23 protein-coding genes and 2 pseudogenes are annotated in these 21,257 nt (G+C 68.8%); 14 read left to right on the forward strand and 11 right to left on the reverse strand.

Going from position 1 to position 21,257, the window contains the following annotated elements:
- Positions 1 to 262: 262 nt before the first annotated feature.
- Positions 263 to 1,897 (forward strand): ABC-F family ATP-binding cassette domain-containing protein, encoded by a 1,635-nt coding sequence (locus ACFYM2_RS11980; RefSeq protein ID WP_388835554.1) that lies wholly within the window; start codon positions 263 to 265, stop codon positions 1,895 to 1,897.
- Positions 1,898 to 2,047: 150 nt separating this feature from the next.
- The gene (locus tag ACFYM2_RS11985; protein WP_358997581.1) at positions 2,048 to 2,599 is read left to right on the forward strand and encodes a CGNR zinc finger domain-containing protein; all 552 of its coding nucleotides are present in this window, start codon (positions 2,048 to 2,050) and stop codon (positions 2,597 to 2,599) included.
- A 184-nt stretch (positions 2,600 to 2,783) separates the two neighbouring features.
- Here the strand turns inward: ACFYM2_RS11985 and ACFYM2_RS11990 are convergent, their stop codons facing one another.
- On the reverse strand, positions 2,784 to 3,353 hold the full coding sequence (locus tag ACFYM2_RS11990) for a helix-turn-helix domain-containing protein (protein ID WP_358997584.1): 570 nt from the start codon (positions 3,351 to 3,353) through the stop codon (positions 2,784 to 2,786).
- Between the two features lie 83 nt (positions 3,354 to 3,436).
- Between ACFYM2_RS11990 and ACFYM2_RS11995 the strand changes: the two genes are divergently transcribed.
- Together ACFYM2_RS11995 and ACFYM2_RS12000 are read left to right on the forward strand one after the other, a co-directional pair.
- A complete protein-coding gene (locus ACFYM2_RS11995; protein WP_358997587.1) occupies positions 3,437 to 4,357 on the forward strand; it encodes an NADP-dependent oxidoreductase in 921 nt (306 codons plus the stop codon).
- A gap of 359 nt (positions 4,358 to 4,716) precedes the next feature.
- Complete coding sequence (locus ACFYM2_RS12000; RefSeq protein ID WP_358997590.1) at positions 4,717 to 5,127, forward strand: cysteine/serine endopeptidase inhibitor; 411 nt, start codon at positions 4,717 to 4,719, stop codon at positions 5,125 to 5,127.
- 343 nt (positions 5,128 to 5,470) lie between these two features.
- Here ACFYM2_RS12000 and ACFYM2_RS12005 read toward each other — a convergent pair whose 3' ends face one another.
- Positions 5,471 to 6,034 carry a TetR/AcrR family transcriptional regulator C-terminal domain-containing protein gene (locus ACFYM2_RS12005; protein WP_358997811.1) on the reverse strand — a complete coding sequence of 188 codons (564 nt, stop codon included), beginning with the start codon at positions 6,032 to 6,034 and terminating at the stop codon, positions 5,471 to 5,473.
- A gap of 78 nt (positions 6,035 to 6,112) precedes the next feature.
- On the opposite strand from ACFYM2_RS12005, the gene ACFYM2_RS12010 reads away from it, so the two are divergent.
- The 3 genes from ACFYM2_RS12010 (at position 6,113) to ACFYM2_RS12020 (ending at position 8,917) form a co-directional block, all read left to right on the forward strand.
- Positions 6,113 to 7,363: an FAD-dependent monooxygenase gene (locus ACFYM2_RS12010; protein WP_388461921.1), complete on the forward strand. Its 1,251-nt coding sequence runs from the start codon at positions 6,113 to 6,115 to the stop codon at positions 7,361 to 7,363.
- A 124-nt stretch (positions 7,364 to 7,487) separates the two neighbouring features.
- A complete protein-coding gene (locus tag ACFYM2_RS12015) occupies positions 7,488 to 8,339 on the forward strand; it encodes an arylamine N-acetyltransferase (RefSeq protein WP_388835557.1) in 852 nt (283 codons plus the stop codon).
- Between the two features lie 128 nt (positions 8,340 to 8,467).
- On the forward strand, positions 8,468 to 8,917 hold the full coding sequence (locus tag ACFYM2_RS12020) for an SRPBCC family protein (protein WP_358997599.1): 450 nt from the start codon (positions 8,468 to 8,470) through the stop codon (positions 8,915 to 8,917).
- A gap of 209 nt (positions 8,918 to 9,126) precedes the next feature.
- On the opposite strand, the gene ACFYM2_RS12025 is transcribed toward ACFYM2_RS12020, so the two are convergent.
- The 3 genes from ACFYM2_RS12025 to ACFYM2_RS12035 all read right to left on the reverse strand — a co-directional run bounded on the left by ACFYM2_RS12025 (position 9,127) and on the right by ACFYM2_RS12035 (position 12,234).
- A complete protein-coding gene (locus ACFYM2_RS12025; RefSeq protein ID WP_388835560.1) occupies positions 9,127 to 9,981 on the reverse strand; it encodes a YitT family protein in 855 nt (284 codons plus the stop codon).
- Positions 9,982 to 10,161: 180 nt separating this feature from the next.
- On the reverse strand, positions 10,162 to 11,328 hold the full coding sequence (locus ACFYM2_RS12030) for a pyridoxal phosphate-dependent aminotransferase (protein WP_388835563.1): 1,167 nt from the start codon (positions 11,326 to 11,328) through the stop codon (positions 10,162 to 10,164).
- Between the two features lie 138 nt (positions 11,329 to 11,466).
- Positions 11,467 to 12,234 (reverse strand): iron-containing redox enzyme family protein, encoded by a 768-nt coding sequence (locus ACFYM2_RS12035; RefSeq protein WP_388835566.1) that lies wholly within the window; start codon positions 12,232 to 12,234, stop codon positions 11,467 to 11,469.
- Between the two features lie 892 nt (positions 12,235 to 13,126).
- Here ACFYM2_RS12035 and ACFYM2_RS12040 point away from each other — a divergent pair.
- A pseudogene (locus ACFYM2_RS12040) lies at positions 13,127 to 13,234 on the forward strand (IS5/IS1182 family transposase); the annotation flags it as partial.
- Positions 13,235 to 13,261: 27 nt separating this feature from the next.
- Here ACFYM2_RS12040 and ACFYM2_RS12045 read toward each other — a convergent pair.
- The 3 genes from ACFYM2_RS12045 to ACFYM2_RS12055 form a co-directional block, all read right to left on the reverse strand.
- On the reverse strand, positions 13,262 to 14,353 hold the full coding sequence (locus tag ACFYM2_RS12045; protein WP_388835569.1) for a hypothetical protein: 1,092 nt from the start codon (positions 14,351 to 14,353) through the stop codon (positions 13,262 to 13,264).
- Positions 14,350 to 14,721: a PadR family transcriptional regulator gene (locus ACFYM2_RS12050; protein ID WP_388461914.1), complete on the reverse strand. Its 372-nt coding sequence runs from the start codon at positions 14,719 to 14,721 to the stop codon at positions 14,350 to 14,352. The genes ACFYM2_RS12045 and ACFYM2_RS12050 overlap by 4 nt, the downstream gene beginning before the upstream one ends.
- A gap of 154 nt (positions 14,722 to 14,875) precedes the next feature.
- Complete coding sequence (locus ACFYM2_RS12055) at positions 14,876 to 15,061, reverse strand: hypothetical protein (RefSeq protein ID WP_388835572.1); 186 nt, start codon at positions 15,059 to 15,061, stop codon at positions 14,876 to 14,878.
- 95 nt (positions 15,062 to 15,156) lie between these two features.
- On the opposite strand from ACFYM2_RS12055, the gene ACFYM2_RS12060 reads away from it, so the two are divergent.
- Both ACFYM2_RS12060 and ACFYM2_RS12065 read left to right on the forward strand, forming a co-directional pair.
- Entirely contained in the window at positions 15,157 to 15,705 is a 549-nt protein-coding gene (locus ACFYM2_RS12060; protein ID WP_358997617.1) for a hypothetical protein, read from the forward strand.
- 212 nt (positions 15,706 to 15,917) lie between these two features.
- Entirely contained in the window at positions 15,918 to 16,559 is a 642-nt protein-coding gene (locus ACFYM2_RS12065) for a hypothetical protein (RefSeq protein ID WP_388835575.1), read from the forward strand.
- A 38-nt stretch (positions 16,560 to 16,597) separates the two neighbouring features.
- Here the strand turns inward: ACFYM2_RS12065 and ACFYM2_RS12070 are convergent, their stop codons facing one another.
- The gene (locus ACFYM2_RS12070) at positions 16,598 to 16,912 is read right to left on the reverse strand and encodes a DUF6980 family protein (protein ID WP_388835578.1); all 315 of its coding nucleotides are present in this window, start codon (positions 16,910 to 16,912) and stop codon (positions 16,598 to 16,600) included.
- 54 nt (positions 16,913 to 16,966) lie between these two features.
- Here ACFYM2_RS12070 and ACFYM2_RS12075 point away from each other — a divergent pair, with 54 nt between their 5' ends.
- The 3 genes from ACFYM2_RS12075 (at position 16,967) to ACFYM2_RS12085 (ending at position 18,577) form a co-directional block, all read left to right on the forward strand.
- The gene (locus ACFYM2_RS12075; RefSeq protein WP_388835796.1) at positions 16,967 to 17,290 is read left to right on the forward strand and encodes a transposase; all 324 of its coding nucleotides are present in this window, start codon (positions 16,967 to 16,969) and stop codon (positions 17,288 to 17,290) included.
- 8 nt (positions 17,291 to 17,298) lie between these two features.
- Positions 17,299 to 17,469: a hypothetical protein gene (locus ACFYM2_RS12080; RefSeq protein WP_388835581.1), complete on the forward strand. Its 171-nt coding sequence runs from the start codon at positions 17,299 to 17,301 to the stop codon at positions 17,467 to 17,469.
- A 295-nt stretch (positions 17,470 to 17,764) separates the two neighbouring features.
- Complete coding sequence (locus ACFYM2_RS12085) at positions 17,765 to 18,577, forward strand: alpha/beta fold hydrolase (RefSeq protein ID WP_388835584.1); 813 nt, start codon at positions 17,765 to 17,767, stop codon at positions 18,575 to 18,577.
- A gap of 412 nt (positions 18,578 to 18,989) precedes the next feature.
- Here the strand turns inward: ACFYM2_RS12085 and ACFYM2_RS12090 are convergent.
- Positions 18,990 to 19,437 (reverse strand): annotated as a pseudogene (locus ACFYM2_RS12090) (nuclear transport factor 2 family protein).
- 106 nt (positions 19,438 to 19,543) lie between these two features.
- On the opposite strand from ACFYM2_RS12090, the gene ACFYM2_RS12095 reads away from it, so the two are divergent.
- On the forward strand, positions 19,544 to 20,173 hold the full coding sequence (locus ACFYM2_RS12095; protein ID WP_388835587.1) for a hypothetical protein: 630 nt from the start codon (positions 19,544 to 19,546) through the stop codon (positions 20,171 to 20,173).
- A gap of 267 nt (positions 20,174 to 20,440) precedes the next feature.
- Here ACFYM2_RS12095 and ACFYM2_RS12100 read toward each other — a convergent pair whose 3' ends face one another.
- Complete coding sequence (locus ACFYM2_RS12100) at positions 20,441 to 20,662, reverse strand: hypothetical protein (protein WP_388835590.1); 222 nt, start codon at positions 20,660 to 20,662, stop codon at positions 20,441 to 20,443.
- Between the last annotated feature and the right edge of the window lie 595 nt (positions 20,663 to 21,257).

Raw genomic sequence — 21,257 nt, forward strand, 5'->3', positions numbered from 1 at the left:
ATGGGCGAGATGGGCGAGATGGTGCGGAACAGTCGAGGTGCCGAGGCGACTGCTAGGCTCTTGGGCGACGTGGACCGTTCCGAGCGAGGAGTCGCAGACATGGCGGGTGAAGACGACATCTCCGGGTGAGACCCGGATGTGATCGGCCATCGGGCCGGCGTCGCAGAACGCCGTCGCCGTGGCCACTTCGTCGTACCCCCATTGCCGCGCTGCCCAGGGCAGAGCTGTGCCTGCCTGCCCTCGATCCTCATGAGGTCTTTCCATGTCCGACGCCGCCATCGTCTGCTCGAACCTCTCCTTCGCCTGGCCCGATGACACCCCGGTCTTCCAGGACCTGTCCTTCACCGTGCCCACCGGCCGCACGGGCCTGGTCGCACCGAACGGGTCCGGCAAGAGCACCCTGCTCAAACTGATTGCCGGTCAGCTGAGGCCCAGCAGCGGTTCGTTGACCGCTACCGGGACGCTCGGACACCTTCCGCAGAGCCTCCCCCTGGCCACCGGTCTCACGGTCGCCGAAGTGCTGGGCGTCGCCGCTGTGATCCGCGCGCTCGACGCCGTCGAGTCCGGTGACGTGAGCGAGGAGCACTTCGTCACCATCGGCGACGACTGGGACATCGAGGAGCGCACCCGCGCCCAACTCGACCGACTCGGACTCGGCGGTCTCGCCCTCGACCGCGAGCTGAGTACGCTCAGCGGCGGCCAGATCGTCTCCCTCGGCCTCGCCGCCCAGCTGCTCAAGCGTCCCGATGTGCTGCTGCTCGACGAGCCCACCAACAATCTCGACCTGGAGGCCCGGCGCAAGCTCTACGACGTACTGTCGGACTTCAAGGGCTGCCTCCTGCTGGTGAGCCACGACCGCGCGCTGCTCGACCGCATGGAGCGCATCGCCGAGCTCGGCAGCAGTGAACTCCGGCTGTACGGAGGGGACTTCACCCAGTACGAGGAGGCGGTACGCGCCGAACAGGAGGCGGCCGAGAGGAACATCCGCAGCGCCGAACAGGAGTTCAAGCGCGAGAAGCGCGAAATGCAGCAGGCCCGTGAACGCGCCGAACGCCGTCAGAGCAACGCGGCGCGCAACCTCAAGAGCGCGGGACTGCCCCGGATCTTCGCCGGGAACATGAAGCGCGGCGCACAGGAGGCCGCCGGACGGGCCGGGCAGATGCACGCGTCCCGACTCGGAGAGGCCAAGGCCCGGCTCGACGAGGCCGGACGCGCGCTGCGCGACGAACAGCGCATCACACTCGAACTCCCCGACACGAACGTGCCCGCCGGACGCAACCTCTTTCTCGGCCAGGGACTACAGGTGCGGCACGCCGGCAACGCCGTGTTCGCCGACGGCGGCGTGGACCTCACGGTCCGCGGCCCCGAACGTATCGCGCTGACCGGGCCCAACGGGGCTGGAAAGACAACCCTGTTGCGGCTGATGACCGGCGAGCTCACGCCGGACGCGGGCGAGGCCAAGCGCGGCGGGGGCCGCGTCGCCTACCTCTCGCAGCGCCTCGACCTCCTGAATACCGACCTCACCGTGGCGGAGAACTTCGCCGCCTTCGCCCCCGAGCGGCCCGAAGCGGAACGCATGAACCTGCTGGCCCGCTTCCTGTTCCGGGGCGCACGAGCCCACCTGCCCGTCGGGACGCTCTCCGGCGGCGAGCGCCTGCGCGCCACTCTGGCGTGTGTGCTGTGCGCCGAGCCCGCACCTCAGCTGCTGCTCCTCGACGAGCCGACCAACAACCTCGATCTGGTGAGCGCGGCCCAACTGGAGAGCGCGCTCAACTCGTATCAGGGCGCATTCATGGTGATCAGCCATGACGAGCGGTTCCTCGCCGAGGTCGGGGTGGACCGGTGGCTGCGGCTCAGCGACGGAGTACTGAGGGAGACGGCGGCTCCGGAAGTGTGAGGCGCCGCAAGCGAGGTGGCTGTACCCGCCGGGCTTCGCGCCCGGCGGGCCCGTCGGGGCGTACACAGAACATACACACGGCATACGTTCCGGAGCCGGGCGCGGTTGCCGTCCTTGCGGCCGTGCGCTGTCACCTGCCAGGATGGTGATGTGAACCTCGACCATGTATTCGTCTGCGGCCACCCGGCCCTGGACTTCGCGGCGACGCTCCGTGCGCGGCGCTCCGTTCGGTTCGAGATGTTCGCGTCGCCGGAGCGGCTGAACGCCTGGTACCTGGAGTCCGGGCTCGTGGACACGATCACACCGGGCACGGCGGAGGACGTCCGCCGCGCCGTCACCGTCCGCGAAGCCCTGTACCGGCTCATCACCAACCGCCGACTCGGTGAGGGGTTCGACCCCGAAGCGCTCGCCGTACTGAACGGCGCCGCCCGCGAGCACCCCGTGACACCCCAGCTCACCCTGAGCGGCCGGCACAACGAGGCCACCCCGGGCCAGGCCCTGGCCACCGTGGCCCGAGGGGGCGTCGAACTGCTCAGCGGCCCGGACGTGCCGCTGATGAAGGAGTGCGGAAACCCGGAGTGCACGCGGGTCTACATCGACCGGTCACGCGGCATGAGACGTCAGTGGTGCGGCATGGAGTCCTGCGGCAACAAGATCAAGGCTGCCGCCTACCGGGCGAGGCGGCGAAGCACCGTCCAGTAGCGGGTTGTCCAGCCGGTCGTCGGCCGTGCGCGGCCGCCTGCTGGGGCTCATCGCTAGCCGGAAGGCGTACAGGTATCGCCGCGCGGGGCAAGCGGTGTGCCGGATACCCGATGATGTCGGCGCGCTGACATCCAGAGGAAACCGCCTGGTCGCGCGACCGTCCCTCATCCGGGCCGTCGCACGACTACCGCAGGGCTGCGGCGGCGCGTACCTCGGCGAGCGCTTGCCGGGCCAGCGGGCCGAAGTCCTCGCTGTTGTCGGTGTCGAGCCACTGGTCGTAGGCGATCTCCCAGACGAGCTTGCCCAGTTCGGCGGTCACGCGCGCCGGCCGGCTCGGGACTCCGCGGCGGACAAGGGCCTCGATCATCGAGGCGGTGAGGTCGGCCCTCTTCAGGGCTTCGCGTTCACGCAGTTCCGTATGGGCGTTCAGCACGGCCTGGCGCCGGGCGCTGAATTCGCGGCGCTCGGCGGTGAAGAACGTCCGGCCGAGCGCGTCGAGTGCGTACGCCACCGCGTCGAGCGGCCCGGCGGACGGTGGCGCGGCGGAGATCCCTTCGACGAGCAGACCGGCCACCGTCCCCCCGCCGAAGAGGACTTCGCGTTTGTCCTTGAAGTACCGGAAGAACGTGCTCTTCGTGAGCCCCGCGCGCTCCGCGATCTCGATCACGGTCGTGCTCTCGTAGCCGTGCGCCTCGAAGAGTTCGAGTGCGGCGGCGGCGAGTCGTTCTGGTGCGTCGGGTTGCCAGCGAGCCATGGGAACAGTCTACGGGACTTCGTCCCATCACTCGTGTACGGTCGATGAGACCAAGTCCCATCACTTGCCGGGAGAGATCACTGATGAGCAGAGCTGTCCGTTATGAGAGGTTCGGCAGTCCCGAAGTCCTCGAAGTGCAGGAGATACCCGAACCGCACGCCGCGCCGGACGAGGTGCGCGTCCGGGTCACGGCCGCCGGGCTCAACCCGATGGACTGGCAGATCGCCGCACAGCCCGACATGGCGGCGCGGTTCGGAATCACCCTGCCCGCCGGGTTCGGCAGCGACTTCGCCGGAGTGGTGGACGAGGTGGGCGCCGATGCCACCGGTTTCGCGACGGGCGACCGGGTGTTCGGGGCCGCGATCGGTAGGTCCGTCGCCGACTTCGTGCTGGTCAAGACGCCTACCGCAACGCTGTGGCCGACTCCGGGAAACATCGGTGACGCGGTGGCGAGCACGCTCCCGGTGTCCGGCCTGACGGCTGCCGCCGCGCTTGCGGCGATCGGTCTCCGCAGCGGGGACACCGTCCTGATCGGTGGGGCCGCCGGTGGCGTCGGGATCTTCGCCGTGCAGTTGGCGAAGCTCGCGGGCGCCCGGGTGCTCGGCACCGCGTCCGAGGGCACGTTCGGATTCCTGCGCGGGCTCGGGGCCATACCCGTGGCGTACGGCCCCGGTCTGGCGGACCGGGTGCGGGCCCTGGCCCCCGAAGGGATCACGGCAGCCACCGACCTGTTCGGAAGGGAGGCGGCCGAGACGGCGCTGAAACTCGGCGTGGTGCCCGAACGGATCTCCGTCGTCGCCGACGGCCCCGCCCCGCCGCCTGGCGTGCGCATGGCGGGCGCCCTCGACGCGGCTCCGGGCACCCTGAAGGGGATCGCCGACGCGATCCACTCCGGCGAGATCACCGTGCCGATCGCGGCGACCTTCACGGTGGAGCGGATTCGCGAAGCGGTAATGACGCAGGCCGAGAGGCATGTTCACGGGAAGATCGTGATCACGATGTAACGGATGCAGGTTACCGGCACACGTGGGTGGTTACCTGCCCGGTGACTAGATGATCAGACGGACCCGCGCCCGCCGCGTGACGGCGGGCCTTCGGTGCGTGCAGGCCGCCGCGTCGGGGACCGCGTTCACATCACGCCGTCTTCCGGCGGCGCGCTCCAGGCTGGGTGCGGCGGTGCCGGCGCCGTCTCCTGCCTAGTGAGCCCCCGCGTGCGCGACGGTCAAGTGCGCCTGCGCAAGGGCGTGTTGACGCCACCCGCTCCCTCGACTTCTTGAAGCTCCGTACCCGTGCCGACCATGCTCCGGCCGCATGAGAGCGCTCTCATGCGGAGAGTGCCGCAACGGGAACGAGGTGTCACCGTATGAAACTCGGGAGATGGAGCGGAGCCCTGGCCGCCGCGGTGGTGGGTGTCGCGTTCGGCGCCGGTACGGCCCATGCCTCCATACCCATCGGGCAGGCGATGTCCGGTAAGGCCACGTACTACAACGACAAGGGCTACGGCGCCTGCGGTACGCAGATCGACGCGTCGAGTCAGGATCTGGTCGCCGTCTCGCCGGCTTGGTGGACCACCGCGAACCCGAACAACGACCCTTTGTGCAAGGGTATTTCGGTGCAGGTCACCTATCACGGCAAGACCATCACAGTGCCCGTACGGGACAAGTGCCTGTCGTGTGAGCGGACGCACATCGACCTCAGCCAGACCGCGTTCCGTAACTTCGCGGCGCTGGACGTAGGTGTCATCAACGGGATCACTTGGAAGTTCGTGAAGTAGCGCGGGGCGGCGCGATCCACGGCGGCTTGCCTGCCGTGTGCGCCAGTTCTGACGCTGTCGATCGAAGGTGCCTGGTGAGGGGGGCCAGGCACCGTCACCTCCCCCGTGCACCGGGAGGCGCCGTCGCGGCCACTCCCTAGCCGATCGCGCACCGGCAGGGCACATTCCGGCACGGAACACACTGGCCCGCGCCCGCGCCTCGCGTCGCCTCGCGTCAAAGGCCTGGTCTCGCGCGCAGGTCGCCCGCCGCTCCCGGGCGGCCTCGTGTCAACTCAGCGGGTCCGGGGGCGCCGCCGGCACCCGTCTACCTGCCACCTCGCCCTCGGAACCGGCCGCGCCACCGTCACTCCCGCACCCCGGTTCGATGGATCAGGCCGTTCAGGATGAGAGCGAGGCCCGCCTCGAACGCCGACTCGTGGTCGAGCGCCGGCACATCGTCGGGAAGAGCCGCGCCCCCGGGGCCGGTGTCCGCCTGCTCCTCCAGGACGCTGCCGACCGTGAAGCGCCCGGCTGCCAGCATCGCCATCTGCGCGTCCCGTTCGGGGACGCCGGACGCGACAAGGAAGTTCACCTTGTGGCGGATCCGCTCGAAGTCGGCGGTGGGGGTGGTGCCGGCGTGGAGCCGTGCGCCGTCCCGGCGCATCAGCAGGGTGCGCCGGAAACTGCGCGTGTTGTCCGCGAACCACTCGCGCCAGTCGTCTTTGGGCGTCGGGAGGGGCGTGGCCGCGTGGGGTTCCATCGCGGCGGCCGCCATGGCGGTGAGGAGGTCCTTCTTCGTGCGGAAGTACCAGTAGAGCGACGGCTGTTCCACCTTCAGTCGTCTCGCCAGTCGCCTCGTGCTCACGGCGTCCAGGCCCACCTCGTCGAGCAGGCCGAGCGCTTCGACGACGACGGTCTCACGGTTCATCTTGGTCACGTTGACAATCTATCGCTGATAGATGACAGTGAAAAGGAATCTTTCACTGATAGATTTTGGGGAGCGGACATGACGAAGGGTCCTGTTGGACCACCTCTGCGGGTCCTCATCGCCGGCGGCGGAATCGCGGGGCAGGCGCTGGCCTTCTGGCTCACCCGCGGCCGCCACCGAGTAACCGTCGCCGAGCGCTCTCCCTCGTTGCGGGATGCCGGGGCCCAGGTCGATCTGCGGGGGCAGGGAATCGACGCCGTCAGGCGGATGGGGCTTCTCGACGCCGTCCGGGCCAAGCGGGTGGACGAGGCCGGCGTCGCCTTCATCGACTCCCGTGGCAGGACCAGGGCGACGATCATGGCCAACACCTCGGGACGCGGCCGGCAGACCCTCACATCCGAGTACGAGATCATGCGCGGGGACCTCGTCCGCATCCTGCACGATGCGACGCGGGACGACACCGACCACGTTTTCGGCGCGAGCGTGGACGGGTTCGAGCAGGACGCGCACCGGGTCGTGGCGCACTTCTGCGACGGTTCCTCCGGCGAGTTCGACCTGCTGATCGGCGCGGACGGGCAGGGCTCGCGCATCCGGCGGGCGCTCCTGCCGCAGGGCTTCGATCCGTACTGGCGCGTCGGCATGCACATGGCCTACTGGTTCGTTCCGCGCATCGCGTCCGACAGCGACATCCGGGACACGTGCATGGTGCCGGGCGGCCGCCAGATCATGCGGCGCAGCCACAACGCGACCGAGACCCAGGTGTACTTCGTGATGCGGGAGAATTCCGCGGAGGCCTCCGCGATCCACCGCGCGCCCGTCGAGGACCAGCAGGAGTTCTGGGCGAGCAGGTTCCGCGACGCCGGCTGGCAGACCGAGCGTTTCATCGCGGGCATGAAGACCAGCCCGTTCTTCTACTCCCAGGAGATAGTGCAGGTCCGCACCGGCACCTGGTCCAGGGGGCGTGTGGTTCTGGCCGGGGACGCCGCGCACTGCGCCTCTCCTTACAGCGGCATGGGCATCTCCGGCGGCCTGGTCGGCGCCCACGTCCTGGCCGGTGAGATCATGCGGCACCCGGGCGACCTGCCCACCGCGCTGGCGAACTACGACCGCGTACTGCGGCCCTTCGTCGACGAGATCCAGGGCGCGGTCAACCCCCGCCTGCTGCGCCTGGGCATGCCGATGAGCCAACGCGCCATCGATGCCTTCCAGGCCACCACCGCACTGGCGTGCTTCCTGCGCGTCCCCGAGATCGCGGCGCGGCTGTCGAAGGAGGATCGCGGCGGCGCCTGGCAGCTCCCCGACGACCCCGCGCCGATCAGTGCGGCCTGAGGGTGGGCCGGGCACCGCGTCGCCCGTCGGCCTGACCGGCCCGTAGGCTCCGGGGGCGTGGTCGGCACGCAGGCGTAGCGCGTAGCTGTACGGGGCCGCGAATAACTGTGGGAGAGGCGAGGGCATGGAAGCGAAGCAGGATGTGTCGGTGTGGCAGGGCGAGGAACTGGACCTCGACGCCTACTTGGACCGGATCGGTTTCAGCGGCCCGCGCGACGCCACGCTCGACACCCTCGGCCGGCTCCAGCGCGCCCACACCACATCGATCCCCTTCGAGAACGTGCACGCCGCTCTCGGTATCCCTCTCCCCATCGACCTGGCCTCGGTCCAGGACCGGCTGGTGCGCCGCAGGCGCGGCGGCTACTGCTACGAGCACGTCGTCCTGTTCGCCTCCGCACTCGAACGCCTCGGCTTCGACATCACCGGGATCAGCGCTCGCATCACGCTCGACGCTACGAAGATCACCCCGGCCACGCACGCCATGGTCGTCGTCCGCTTCCCCGACGACCCGCGGGCCTGGCTGTGCGACGTGGGCTTCGGCAGCGGGCCCACCGCCCCCATCGAGCTCGCCGACGGCGCGACACTGCAAGCCGACGGCTGGCGCTACCGGCTGGAGCGGCGTCCCGGAGCCCTGGCCGACGACTGGCGGCTCTACCAGTACGGCGCCGACGGCTGGACGGACCGCAACACCTTCGTCCTGGTGCAGCAGTACCCCATCGACTACCGCATGGGCAGCCACTACATCGGCACCCACCCCCGCTCGCCCTTCGTGACACGGCTGTTCGTCCAGAGGTTCACGGGCGCCGAACACCATCAGCTCGACGGGACCACCTGGAGGACATTCACCCCCGACGGCATGTGTACGGAAAAGGAGATCGAGCCCGCCGGGATCGGCACACTGCTCGCCGAGACCTTCGACATCGTCCTGGACGCGGACGAACTGGCCGCCCTGCTGCGCGAGCCCGAACGGCAGTGACCGCGCACCCGGGTCCATGCCGTGGATCCGTACGTGTAATGGCCGCGGCCATGGGGGGCAGGCGGTGGCCATGACGCTCGTGGCCGGACACTTTCGTCCGGCCCGCCGACTGAGGGAAAGGACTTGTCGTGTCGAAGGTTGAGGAGTCCATCGAGGTCGAGGTTCCCGTCCGCACGGCGTACGACCAGTGGACCCAGTTCGAGTCGTTTCCGCACTTCATGGACGGTGTGGAGCGGATCGAGCAGCGTACGGACAAGATGACGCACTGGGTGACGAAGGTCGGTGGTGTCACCAAGGAGTTCGAAGCGGAGATCACCGAGCAGATCCCCGACGAGCGCGTCGCCTGGACCACCCTGGACGGAGAGGTCAGGCAGGCGGGTGTGGTCACCTTCCACCGCCTGAGTGACACGAAGACCAAGGTCATGCTGCAACTCGACTACGAGCCCGAAGGCCTCAAGGAGAACGTGGGGGACAAGCTGGGGGTGGTCAAGCGGCAGGTCACCGGAGACCTGAAGCGGTTCAAGGAGTTCATCGAGGACCGCGGCCGTGAGACCGGCGCCTGGCGCGGCCAGGTCTGAGCTTGGTGGTCTCCCCGCCCCCCCCGAGCCGTGTGGGTTGGCGGAGGGCGGGAAGGCACCTGGGACACGGAACGGCCATCGCGGGACTCTCCCTGTGCGTGAAGGCGCGGGGGGAGTACGCGATGGCCGTTGCTGTGTGCGCGGGCTGAAGTAACTCGGCCTTCGGGTACGGCAGTTGACAACGCGTTGCCGGCACTCGGCTCAGAGGGTCAGCCGAGATCGACGGGGCCGTCCGGCGACGGCTTCGCGATGTACCGTCCGCGGAACTGAGCCGCCCCCGCGCCCCGTTGTGGCCGGATACGGCCGGATTCGTCTCCCTGGGACGGTTCCGGTGTCGCCGTGGGGTGCTCATCCGCCCTCCGGTAGGCGAACCAGGGCAGGAAGAACTGGGTGACCGGGCCGACCATCACCGCGTACAGCACCGTGCCGATGCCCGCGCTTCCGCCGAGCAGCCACCCGACGCCGAGCACCGTGAGCTCGATCAACGTGCGTACCAGCCGGATGGAGCGGCCGGATACGGCGGCCACGCCGGTCATGAGTCCGTCGCGGGGTCCGGGCCCGAAGCGCGCGCCGACGTATACCGCGATGGAGAGGCCATTGAGGACCACACACCCGGCGAGCAGGCCGATCCGGGGCAGGATGGCGAGGTCGTCGGGGATGAGCCAGAGGCCCAGATCGGACGAGCAGGCCACCACGACGATGTTCGCGACCGTGCCCAGTGCCGGCCGCTGTTTGAGCGGGATCCAGAGCAGGAGTACGAGGACGCCGAGGACACCGCTGATCATGCCGAAGCTCAGCGGGGTGCGCTGCGCAAGGCCCTCGTACAGGACGCTCCATGGATTGTTGCCCAGTGAGGTCCGGACCATGGCGGACAGGCTGAGTCCGAACAGGGCGAGACCGGCGAGGAGTTGGAGGCCGCGCCGCAGTGGATGCTCGCGGACAGGTATGTAGGTGAGGGGCGTCGGGGACCGGCCGGGGCGAGGGCGGCGCGGGGCCGCCGCCGCGCGCAGCTGGTGACGGCCTCTGAACGCGCGCTTGCAGCGGTCCCTGAACTCTTGCTCCATGAGGGTCGCCTCCGGTGTGTACGTGGGTGGAGGGTGCGTCGCCTGACTGGGCCGGGGTCTGAACGAGAGTATGCCGGGGCGCGGGACGGTAGGGGGGAAGTGCCACCGACCGCCAGGAGACCGTGGCACCACTCCAAAGGAGCGGTGCCACGGAGCCCCCGGGTTTTCGCCACACCTGCCTCAGGGGTCCAGGCGCGCGAGGGCGTTTCTGATGCGCTTGCCGGCCTCGGTCAACAGCGAAGCCGTCCGGCCGCAGTTGATCCGCACGAAATGGCGCAGTTCCTCGCCCTCCGCGAAGTGGCTGCCCGAGATCGTGGCAACCCTCGCTTCGGTCAGCAGGAACTCTTCGGCGGAGCTGTGGCCGAGCCGCCGGTAAGCCTCGGCGTGGGCGGACAGATCGATGAACAGGAAGTAGCCACCCTGGGGCGGTCCGACCCGCAGCGAAGGGACCGTGTCGAGTTGTTCCAGCATGGCCTCGAGGTTGGCGCGCGCGGTCTTCGCCCTGGAGGTCGCCACCTCGTCCATCTCCGGTTGCAGGGCGATGTGCGTGGCGACCTGACCGTAGGTGGACGCGAATGATGTCAGGTTGACCTGCGCCCGTGCGGCCGCCTCCACGATGTCGGGCGGACCGCAGAGATAGCCGATGCGGTCGCCGTGCATCCCATAGGTCTTGCCGGGGCCGGTCACCGACACCGTCCACGGCCGCATGGAGCAGCGGCTGCCGTCCGTGAGCTTCACATCGATGGCGGCGAAGGTCTTGGCCCGGGGCCCCAGGACATGAGCCTCGTAGGGCGAGTCGAACAGGACGTAGGCAGGGCTTTCGCCTTCGGCCTCGCGCCGCGTGTTGTGCAGGCCCACGACCTCGGCCAGTGCCGACAGTTCCTCGGTCGAGTAGATCTTGCCCGTCGGGTTGACGCAGTCACCAAGCACGACGATCTTGGTCCGCTCGGTGAGGACTTCCTCCAGGGCCTGTGCCGTGAGGCCGTCCTCCGCCGTCACCAGGACCGTCCTTGGTACGGCCTCGTGCAGCCGCACCATGTCCGAGTAGTGCGGCCAGTTGGGTACCGGAATCACGACCTCGTCACCGGGGTCGAGCAGGGTGTGGAAGGCTGCCGAAATCGACCCCTTTATGCCGCCCGGCGTCACCATGATCTCGCTGTCCGGGTCATAATCGACTGCGTGCAGGCGAGCCACCCGCGCCGCGACGGACTCCAGCAGGAACGGGAATCCCTTCACGGGTGCGAATGCGTGAATCGTCTGGGGCCGGGTCTGGATGAAGTCGACCACACCCTGGTCGATCCTGGGATCGGCCGGTGTGTCCAGTGCGCCGATGCTGAGGTCGATCATCCGGTCTTTCTCGGCGAGTCCCTGGTTCAGTCGCGCGATTCTCGCTGTCGTTCCATGTGTCGCTGACGGTGGGATGCTCAGGACGGCACGGGATATGCCGCGGTTCTTCTGCATGATCGTACGAGGCACCTCCCCCGATTACGCGTTCAGGCCGTGCGCGGCCTTGTCCATCGCGTTCCACATGTCCAGTTGGACTTTCAGGGTCTCTTTCGCCCCGTGGGCGATCTCGGCGACATCCGCGTCGGAATGGCAATTGTTCAGGACGCACTGCTTGGCGTCGGCCGCGTGCCGTTCCTCGACGCCCTCGTCACCGACGTGGACGTTGAAATAGATCTCGACGTTGTCGACGAACCGGTCCTTGCTGAGCTTGTTGTTGCTGTTGCGGAACGCCGTACGGCAGACTTGCAGCATCCTGTCCGCGTGGGATTCCAGGGCCATGGCGACGCCCAGCATGCGGTGGTAGCTGTCCCCGAGCAGTTCTAGGGTGCGCCGCCGGTACTCGAACGTCTCGGGGAGGACCAGCTCGCTGTTCGGCGCGTCCTTGACGAGCAACGGCGGCAGACCGAACTCGACCTGGCCGTACAGGTTGTGCGCATTCTCCATCAGCGCTTCGTGGCACCTGCCGGCCTCGCCGTTCCCGGCCTCCTCGTTGAGGATGCAGGAGAACAGGACCAGCGTGTCCCGGTCGTCGTGCGCCGCGGCCTGAGCACACACATGGGCGATGCCCTTGACCGTGCCCTCGGTCCGGTGGAAGAAGTTCGCCCGGTGGAAGTCGTACGTCCGGCTGTTCCACGGCGAGTTCTCGAGGAGCTTGAAGTAGCCGTTGTCGTAGACGGGGTGTCGCTCCAACTCGGCCATGAGCGAGGTGACTTGGTCGTGCAGCGCGGTTGCCATTTCTGTCGTCATCTCATTTCTCTCCCTGTGCGCGTCGCAGTGGTGAATCGCGGTCATGGAGCATGCGGTAATTGACACGCGATCCAATGAAGAGATTCTTTCCGGGGGCGCCGGTCGGGCGTGCTCATCATCGAAGCGGGTTCGGTAGCGGACCCGATGGAAGCGGACCTGTTGGAAGCAGACCTGATGGAAGGGGACCTTATGGTGAATGCAAGAAATCCTTGCGCGTCACACCCGCAAGCGAAATGCTTGTCCCGCAAATAATGAACGGGTCTCCGAGGAAGATCCATCAGCCAGTCGACCGCGATGAGTACGTTGAATCCGCCATGCTCCACGGTGGCTCAGCGACCGCGACCGCGACCAGGCCACAATGAGCCATACGCGCGGACGCTCCTGACACTCCGCCGAACATCAGGACATAGCGGGGGGAGTGGCGCGGTCCTCTTTCCGATGGAGGGAGGGAATGAGCCTGCGCAACGGCGCAAAGCGGCTCGTCCTCACAGCCGGGGCGAAGAAGGTCCAGCGCCCCTCACCCGCGTGCGTCAGCGGGTGCTGCGCGAACTCGACGAACAGGGCGCCGAGCTGGCGAAAGCGTGGCCGCGCTGCCTCGGCATGAACTGTCCGATACCGAGTGGGGGTTCGTCGGCCGGTCGTTGCCGCACGCTGCTGCCCATTGCTGGAGGGGGCGTAAGGGGTTGGGCGACCGGGGCACACTCGTTTCGGCGGTGGGCCAGGGGCGGCAGGCACCTCCGAGCACATGTGCCGGGCCGCTCAGGCGGGGGCGGCCGTAGTAGGGGACACCGTCTGGCTGGTATCGGTCGACCCCACCGCCGCGCTGACACCGCCTCGCTGACTCCACCGGCACGCGGCCCGAACCCCACAGGGGGCCGGTCCCCCGGTGCTCGGACGCCCGTCCCGCTCGGGCAAATGGCTGTACACGCAGCGCAACTTCGGGGAACGGTGTTTCAACCGCCTCAAACAATGGCGCGGCATCCCATCCCGCTATGACAAGCCGCCCAGTCGCCCTCCCGGGCCGCCGTCACCCTCGCAGGCGTCGCTGCCCGGTGTTCTTCCCGGTGTCGCGGCGCAGTGCCGTGCGCAGGCCGCGAAGGGTCGAACCGCACGTCCACATGCCCAGGAGCAGAACCCCCGCCTTGATCCAGAACCATGCGGACCCGGCCTCGGGGTGGGTGAGCAGGTCACACCCCCACCAAGCGCACAGCGCGCACATGGCTGCGGCCGGGAACAGCTGCGCGCGTGCGGAGCGGCCGGGGCGCGCCGGGCCTTCGGCCAGCCGCATCGCGTAGATCTCGACAGGCCCGAACTCCTCGACGGCGCTGCCGCCTGACGCCTCGAGGTGGTCGCGGGCCTCTTCCCGGGAGCGGGCCGCTGCCCCGGACCGGTATCCGTGACGCCCCTTGAGCAGCGCTTCCAGCCGGGCGAGCCAGGCCTCGTCGTCAACGTGCCGCGCCGCTGCGGGTGCCCCCGCGAACCAGCGCCCGGCCCGCTCGTAGGAGAGCCGGAATCCCGCGAAGGCCAGGAGCCCACCGACGCCGAACAGCGCCGGCGCGGGCACGTGGACAAACGGGTCGGCCCGGACGGAAGTGAACAGGGTGGCGGTCGCCACGACGAGTACGCAGACCGCGACCAGGGTGATCCGCCAGGCGAGCAGCCGAGCGGCGGCCCGCAGTTCCGGCAGCACCCCGACGGCCGCCACGAACACCGTGGTCAGCAGCGTCGCACCCGACAGCTGAGGCCATCCGGCCGACAGCCAGAATCCCTCGGACACCCACAGCATGATGCCGAACAGCACCACCTGCACGCCCGCGAGCACGAGCGCAGCCGTGAACCGCCCTCCTGGCGGCACGCCGTCCATGTCGGCCGAGCTGCGCCGCACTTCACTGATGCGCTCCGCCGCAACGGTGTCCGCGTAGGCGTCGGGGTCACCCGCCACGTCCTGTACGGGCCGCCCTGCCTCTGCCGCGAGCTCGCGCACCTCGGCCAGGACTTCCTCGGCCAGGCCGCTGGGCGCGTCGTGGCGGCAGGCCAGGGCGAGCTCGAACCGCGCCGCCCACTGCTCGTCTTCCTTGTGCGTCCAGACCTGCTGCTGCCCGGTGTCGCGCGCCTTCACTGTTGGCCCCCCTCATCGCCGGGTGTCGTCCGTACGGCGAAGCGGCCACCGGCCAGCGCGCTCACCACGTCGTCCAGGGCCCGCCAGGACTGGTACTCCTGTGCCAGCCGGGTTTCTCCCGCGGAGGTGAGCCGGTAGTACTTGCGGCCCGGCCCGCCGTCTCCCGCGCTCCACCGCACTTCGACCGCTCCCTCTTCTTCCAATTTGCCGAGCGCGGGGTAAAGGGTGGCCGCTTTGAGGCCCCCGAGCCCGGCCTCGCCCAGGCGCTGGATCAGGGCGTATCCGTAGCTCTCGCCCTCGGACGCCAGCATGCCGAGCAGGCACAGAGGCAGAGACGCGCGCAGCCAGGCTGATGGGACGTCCGGCATGACCCCTCCCGTGGAGGCATGGCCCTCCCATGGACCTCCGACTAGTTCGTTTTTCATACTAGCCCATGGGGTGGAGTAGTTGAGCGTCCGGAGAAGCTTCGGAGGCGGGGTGTGAGGGGCCGAGGGCCCGGCCCCGGCCCGTTACGGCCGCCGGTCAGGCCGGACGGCGGACACCCTTGGCGTCGCAGGGCATGCGGAGAGCCGGGTGGCGGGCCAGGAAGCCGCGGTTGGCTTGACAGTCCAGCTCGGCGACGGGGGTCGGCCGAACGTCGATCACGCCGCCGAACCGGGCCCGCTGCTCGTCGGGGGCGTACTCGGCGGTCTCCGTGAGCCGGTCCACTGCCCGCGCCTCATCGTGTGGGGACACCTCGGCCTCGCTGTAGGAGCCGTTTGCGGGGATTTCTCCGTAGCGCACCTCTCACTTACGGTCGACCCATGCGAAGTGAAGGCGAAGGCGACGACGTAGGCGGTGGCGTAGGCGTGGTGGCGGACGAGGCCATCCGCGCGGCGTGGGATTCCTACCGGGTGCTGGAGAAGCGGACTCCGGCCGATGAGCGCGGGAAGGCGCAGGAGCGCATCAGGGCCGCGACGGAGACCCATGGGCGCGAAGAGGTGGCCCGGGGCACGGTGTTCCTGGTGGGTGTGCTGACCGGATATCTGATCGCCGAACAGGCAGCTGCCGAGGACCGTCTCGATCCGCTCAGCGACCTCATCCCGGCTGTCATTCGCAGGTTGCCCACGTTCGAACTGGCCGACCCGGCACAGGTGCCGATGGCCACCGGAGTCCTCATGGCCGCCGCGATGGGCATGGACACCGTGGCGTGGCGCGACCGTTTCGGGCAGATCCCGCCCGAGGAGGCATTGGTCCACGGCTTCGTCCTGTGGCTGCTCGCCGATCTCTTCGACTCCCTGGCCGGCCGGCCCGGTACCATCGACCGGATGATGAGGGAGACCTTCAACTCCTTGGCTGCTGAGCCCAGTTGACGTAATGCGCCGGAGCCGACACAGGTTCTCGGCGCATACGCGTTGTGGGACTGAACCCGGGCGCGCTGAGACATGCCGCTCGGACCCCGCGCGGGTCCTGCTCCCGCTCCGACTTCGCATGGGGCACCACCGTCGTGTCCACCAGAACCAGGTGGGGCGGGGAGCCCTTTTTAATCGACTGCCCTTCCGAGACGTCCGACTATTCTCAGCTCATGCAGCCGCTTTCCGACATCAGTAGCCCGTTGATCGCGGCGTTCCCAGCCGAACTCGCCCGTGATGCCGAGGCGGCCTTGGCGGTGCTGCCTGATTCCCGGCTCCCACCGCGTGCCTCGTCCCCGGTCGTCGTGGAGGGCCGGCAGGTGTTGATTCCCGGGCGCCTCTACAACGACGAGCCACTGCCCGAGGCGGTGGCATTGCTTTCGTCGCGCCAACGGCAGCTTCTGCACTGCCTGTACTCAAGGCACTTCAACGGGATGGTCAGGCAACGACACCTGGAGAAAATCGTCGATTCCACGGACCCGTGGGTCGTCCCCTTCGTCGTGCACTTGGCGGGCGAGTACGTCCTGGAGATCCTGGTCGTCATACGCGACGAGCTCCGTGACCTCGTAGCCCCCGGCACCCGAGGCCACCTGGCTTACGGGCGGTTCATCGTGGACAACCCCGCCTTCTTCGCGCGTACCCAACGGCGAGTCGTGAGCTACTGGAGCTGTTACTACCGCCACGCCTACGCGGATTTTTGGGGTTACCCCGGCAGCACCGTCCTCGACCTCCTGCGATCCGCCGCCTCCGACCGAGCCGGCCACCCCTGGCCCCGACTCACCCCGGCCGCCGCCAGGTTGGACGGCTACTGCTAGGGCGTGTCTCGGAAGTGGCTTGAGAGACTGGTGTTTCGTCAGTCCCGCGACGGGGCGGCGAGCCAGCGGTCGTCCTGGAACTCGGCTGGGACTTCGTCCTCCCACGGATCGACCCCACGGCGTTCCAGCTCGTCGAACCACCGGTCCCGCTGTGATTCGGGGAGGCGTCGTCCACACCAGGGGCAGAAGTCGACAGTGATGCTCGATGTGCCGCCGTCGTGGATGATCAGCCCGTACTCCTGGAACTTGGCGCTGAACGTGATCAACGCGTCCGGACAGGCAAAGGGATCGTTGTGCTGGTCGCAGGGCACGTCCACCCGGCGGCTCATCGCCTCGCAGCAGTGACTGGTCATGACCCCGGTTTCTCGTTCATCTGCACTATGCCCCGAAGTAGATCACGGTCTGTGATGATCGCTCGGGCACGTGGAGACCTGACGGATACGCAGTGGACCCGACTGGAGCCGTCGTTGCCCGTGGGCAAGAAGCCGGGTCGTCCCCCGATATGGACCAGGCGGCAGCTGATCGACGGCATACGGTTCCGCACCCGCACGGGCGTCCCGTGGCGGGATATGCGGGAGCAGTATGGGCCCTGGGCCCTGAGCGCTGGTGTACGACCTGTTCCGCTGCCGGCAGCGGGACGGCACCTGGCAGCGGATCTTCAGCGAGTTGCAGGCCCAGGGTCGCCGTCGAGCCGGACGCTCACGGTCTGGGACGCTCGTGCGGCGGCCTGACCGCCAAGGTGCACCTGGCCGTCGAGCAGGGCCAGAAGCCCATGTCCGTCGTGATCACGGCCGAACAGCGCGGAGACTCCTCACAGTTCGAACCCGTCGTGAAGAAGGTCCGTGTCGCCCGCCTGGGTGCCGGCTGCCCCCGCACCCGGCCCGACCGGGTCCGCGCCGACAAGGCGTAGGCGTCCCGCAAGAACCGCGCCTACCTACGCCCCGGCGGTATCCACTGCACCATCCCGGGCAAGGCCGGCCAGGCCCGCAACCGCAAGAAACTCGGCTCACGCGGCGGTAGACCGCCCAAGTTCGACGCGGAGGACTACAAGGCTCGGCATGCGGTGGAACAGGTTCACCGGTCGCTGTTCGCTTCGGGGACCGGGCTTGCTCGCCGTTCGGTTGGGGCGGCCGAACGCGGGGTCGGCAGCACGGGATTCGGCATTCCGGCGGTGTATGTCGGCGGGCCGGTACAAGCTTGTCAGCATGACTGAGCTTCTTGCGTCATCTGACGACGGCCGCCCCATCACCGCTCTCGATGACGGAGCCGGCCCGAACCTGCTGGTGGTCCACCCAGGCGGCGGAGACGCGACGACCTGGGACGGCGTCACCCGCCATCTCACCGACGACTTTCGCGTCGTCAGGATCCGCCGACGGATCTACGTTCCCGAAGCGGACATTGCCCTGCCTCACTCGATGACCATCGAGGCAGCCGACATTGTCGCCGTCGCGGATCTCCTGGAACCTCCTGTGCTTCTTGTCGGGCACTCCTCAGGCGCCGTCGCCGCACTGGAAGCCGCATTGCTGGCTCCGTCGGCGTTCGCCGGACTGTTCCTCTACGAACCGCCGATGCCGACCAAGGAGTTGGTCGCAGGAACAGCAGGAGCACGTGCCCGTGCCGCGTGCGACGGGGGCGACCCGGTCGAGGCGATGCGGATCCACTTGCGGGACATCGTCCGCATGCCCGCGACCATGGTCGATGCGCTGCTCGCCGACCAGCACACGCGAGCGGCGTTGTCCGCGTACGCGGCGGCACAGATCGCAGAGGATGAAGCGATCGACGCGCTCGGCGTCGACACTGAGCGCTTCGCGACGCTCGAAGCACCGACGACCCTGGTCGAGGGCGATCTCAGCCCGTCCCACCTGCGCGAACGTCTGGCCGACCTGGCGGCAGCCCTGCCGAATGCGCGAATCGTCACGCTCACTGGCCAGGGACACATCGCCCACCTGGCTGCTCCTGGCACCCTGGCCAACACCATTCGGGACACGGCGAAACAGGTTCTCCACCTCCACCCATGACCGGTGCTGTGACCGCACCGGCTCGCCGGGCTGGTCAGGCCGGGAGTGCGCTGACGAATGGCCAGTGGTCCCGGCCGGCGCCGCTGATGACGCGGGGCATCAAACCGGACCGTCTGCCGGGCCCACAAGTACGCGGCCGGGGGCGGCGAAAGGGGGGCCTGCACAAGGACCCGCCCGGCGGCGTTGCCGTCAAGACGGCCGACCACGGCATCTGACGCTCCCGAGGTGGTCGGCCGTCGAAGTTCGACACGAGCGACTACCGCGAGCGCCACACGGTCGAGGGCGGGGTGGACCGCCTCAAGCGCCACCGGGTCGTGGCCACGAGACACGACAAGCTTGTCGTCCCCTGCGAGGCGACCGTGCTGGCGGCAGTCCTTGGCGATTGGCCATGACCAGCGTGTTGCCGTCGACCTCAGTCTGTCGGTGTCGGGGCGGCGCAGGCGTCGGCGATAGCCCGCGTGTCCCAGTAGAACGGACGAACCTCGGTGATCCGCCCGTCCATGACCGTGATCGCTTGCAGAATCGGAGAGCTGAGTTCACGGCCGGTCGCACGAGCACGAGCACGAACCTGTGTGAGCACGACCGCAGTCTCGCCGGTGGCAAGTATCTCCTGCTCCACCATGTCGAACGACTCCCACACGTCTCCCATCCTGAGGAAGAACTGCTTCGTGCCGCTGTGCCCACGCCACGTACCTCCGTAGGGCAGCATCTGCTTGATGCAGTTCGACATCCGGCGCGAAGAAGGGGGCGGGCAGGTCGAACGAAGCCTCGCCGGGGCCTCCTACAGCCAAATACTCGGCTTCAGCCGCATACATGCCGGTGAGGAGGGTTACTGAGTCCGTAGTGGATGACATCGTCATGCCGCCAGCATGATCACCACGGCGCCCTCGGCCGGCGCCGGCCCCGGTGATCTCGGACCGGAGTGCCGCGCACCCGGAAACGAGGTGTGTGCGGTATGCAGACGGGGTGGAAACCGAACGGCTGACCTTTGACGGATGGATCGCCGCTGTGGGAACGGAGTCGGGCACGCGCGTCGTCGTCGGTCACTGGCCTCGGTCCCCGTTCGGCTCGTTCAGCGACGTCATGGTGGAGCACGCCGATGGATGGCGGACCCTCCTGGCACCGACCTCGGAGACGGCGGCGTACGTCTCCGCCGTCTACCACTTCGACGACGTCCGACGCGTGGCGGTGAAGGTGGTCGTACGCGACGGTGTCTGGGACGTCACGGCGGGCCCCTTGGACCTGCGGTTCTCCGTCGGGCGCCGAAGTGCCCTCGGCTGGGCCCTGCGGGTGGTTCCGCGACCGCTGGTCCGGAGCCCCCTGTGGGCGGCCGTCGCCGACGTCCCCGCCCGGCTGATGGCCGGCGTTCGCACCACAGGCAGCTCGCGCCCGGGATACCGCCAGTGGTACGCGGCCGGTGACCTGCGGCCGATCGTCACCGCCCGGGTCCGGCTCGGCGGCACCGACCTCGGTCCGCTCGCGCCCGTCTCACCGCCTGTGCGTTTCGGCTTCGGTTCTGCCCCGGCCACTCCCGCCCTGGTCCGCGTCGTTTCGACCGTGGAGCACCAGGGCCCGCGCCGACCGTTGCGAAACTGACGACCAGTCCGGGCACCACCGAGGAGTCGAGCGCCACGGCGTGAGCGGTTGCGGGCGGGCGGCCGTCGCGGGTACGACGCGCTCGCCCGCCGGGTTCCGGACGAGGTCCCTGGTTGGCATCGCCTGGTGCGATGAGTCCCGATCTACGATGGCGATCCGTCGTGGGTCGTGGGTCGTGGGCCTGCGCTGCCGCAGAGCCTGAGCGCGGCCGGGCCCCGCATGTCCGGGCCCCACGTGTCCGGTCCGGCGACAGCAAAAAAGCCCGCGTCAGGCTGCCCCGTACTCGTGCGCAGGGGCGCCCTGCCACGCGATCTCCGGGGAGTCGCCGTCGACCATGGCCTCGGCGTCGGTCTCGTCGATTCCTGACTGTCGGAGGAATTCGATGACGTCCAGATCGGAGTAGGCGACTCCGATGTCCCGGCCGAGGGCGGTCACATGGCGGCCGCCGCGCCCGAGGGGCCTGTGGACCACGATGGGTGGTTCGATCATGCTTCCACCCTGGCTCGTCGACCCGGCTCGCGCATGCCGGGGCGGGGCCGGGTGTGGATCGGCGGTGGTGCTCTGCCGGAAGGATGTCCGGAGCAGGGGCTGCCAGCACGATGTTCATCCCCGCCCACGGTCTGCCGGGATGATGCCCATGCCCGCGCATGGGCTGCCGGAACGATGCCCATGCGGCGTCGTCGTGCTCCGAAGTGGGCCGGCCGGAGCGGACAGTGCGCGGCAGCGGCCCGGCCGGGCAACTGCTTACCGGCCATCGGCGGCCCCGCAAGTGAACGTGCCCCCGTACACGAGGTGTTGGGCGGTGCGCTGCCCCTGCCTGGAGCGCGCGGCCCCGCGCCCGGGCTTCCGGGACCGCGCCCCGCGCGCCGATCTTCTGGCCGGAGAAGGGGGTGCGGGACGCCTGCGGTACGCGTTTTGGACGACGGCGCTGCTCGAATTGGCTTGGGCCCCGTTCGGCACCGACAAGCCGGTGCATTCTTGATCGGATTTCAAGAGGCAGTCAATCTGCGGAGAAGTCGCGCGGAGGGAAGGTCACCCCTTCGCGTTGACGGTTCAATCTCTTGGGCGGCGGAATAGTTTCGGC

This window comes from Streptomyces sp. NPDC006711, assembly GCF_042869775.1.
Lineage (GTDB): Bacteria > Actinomycetota > Actinomycetes > Streptomycetales > Streptomycetaceae > Streptomyces.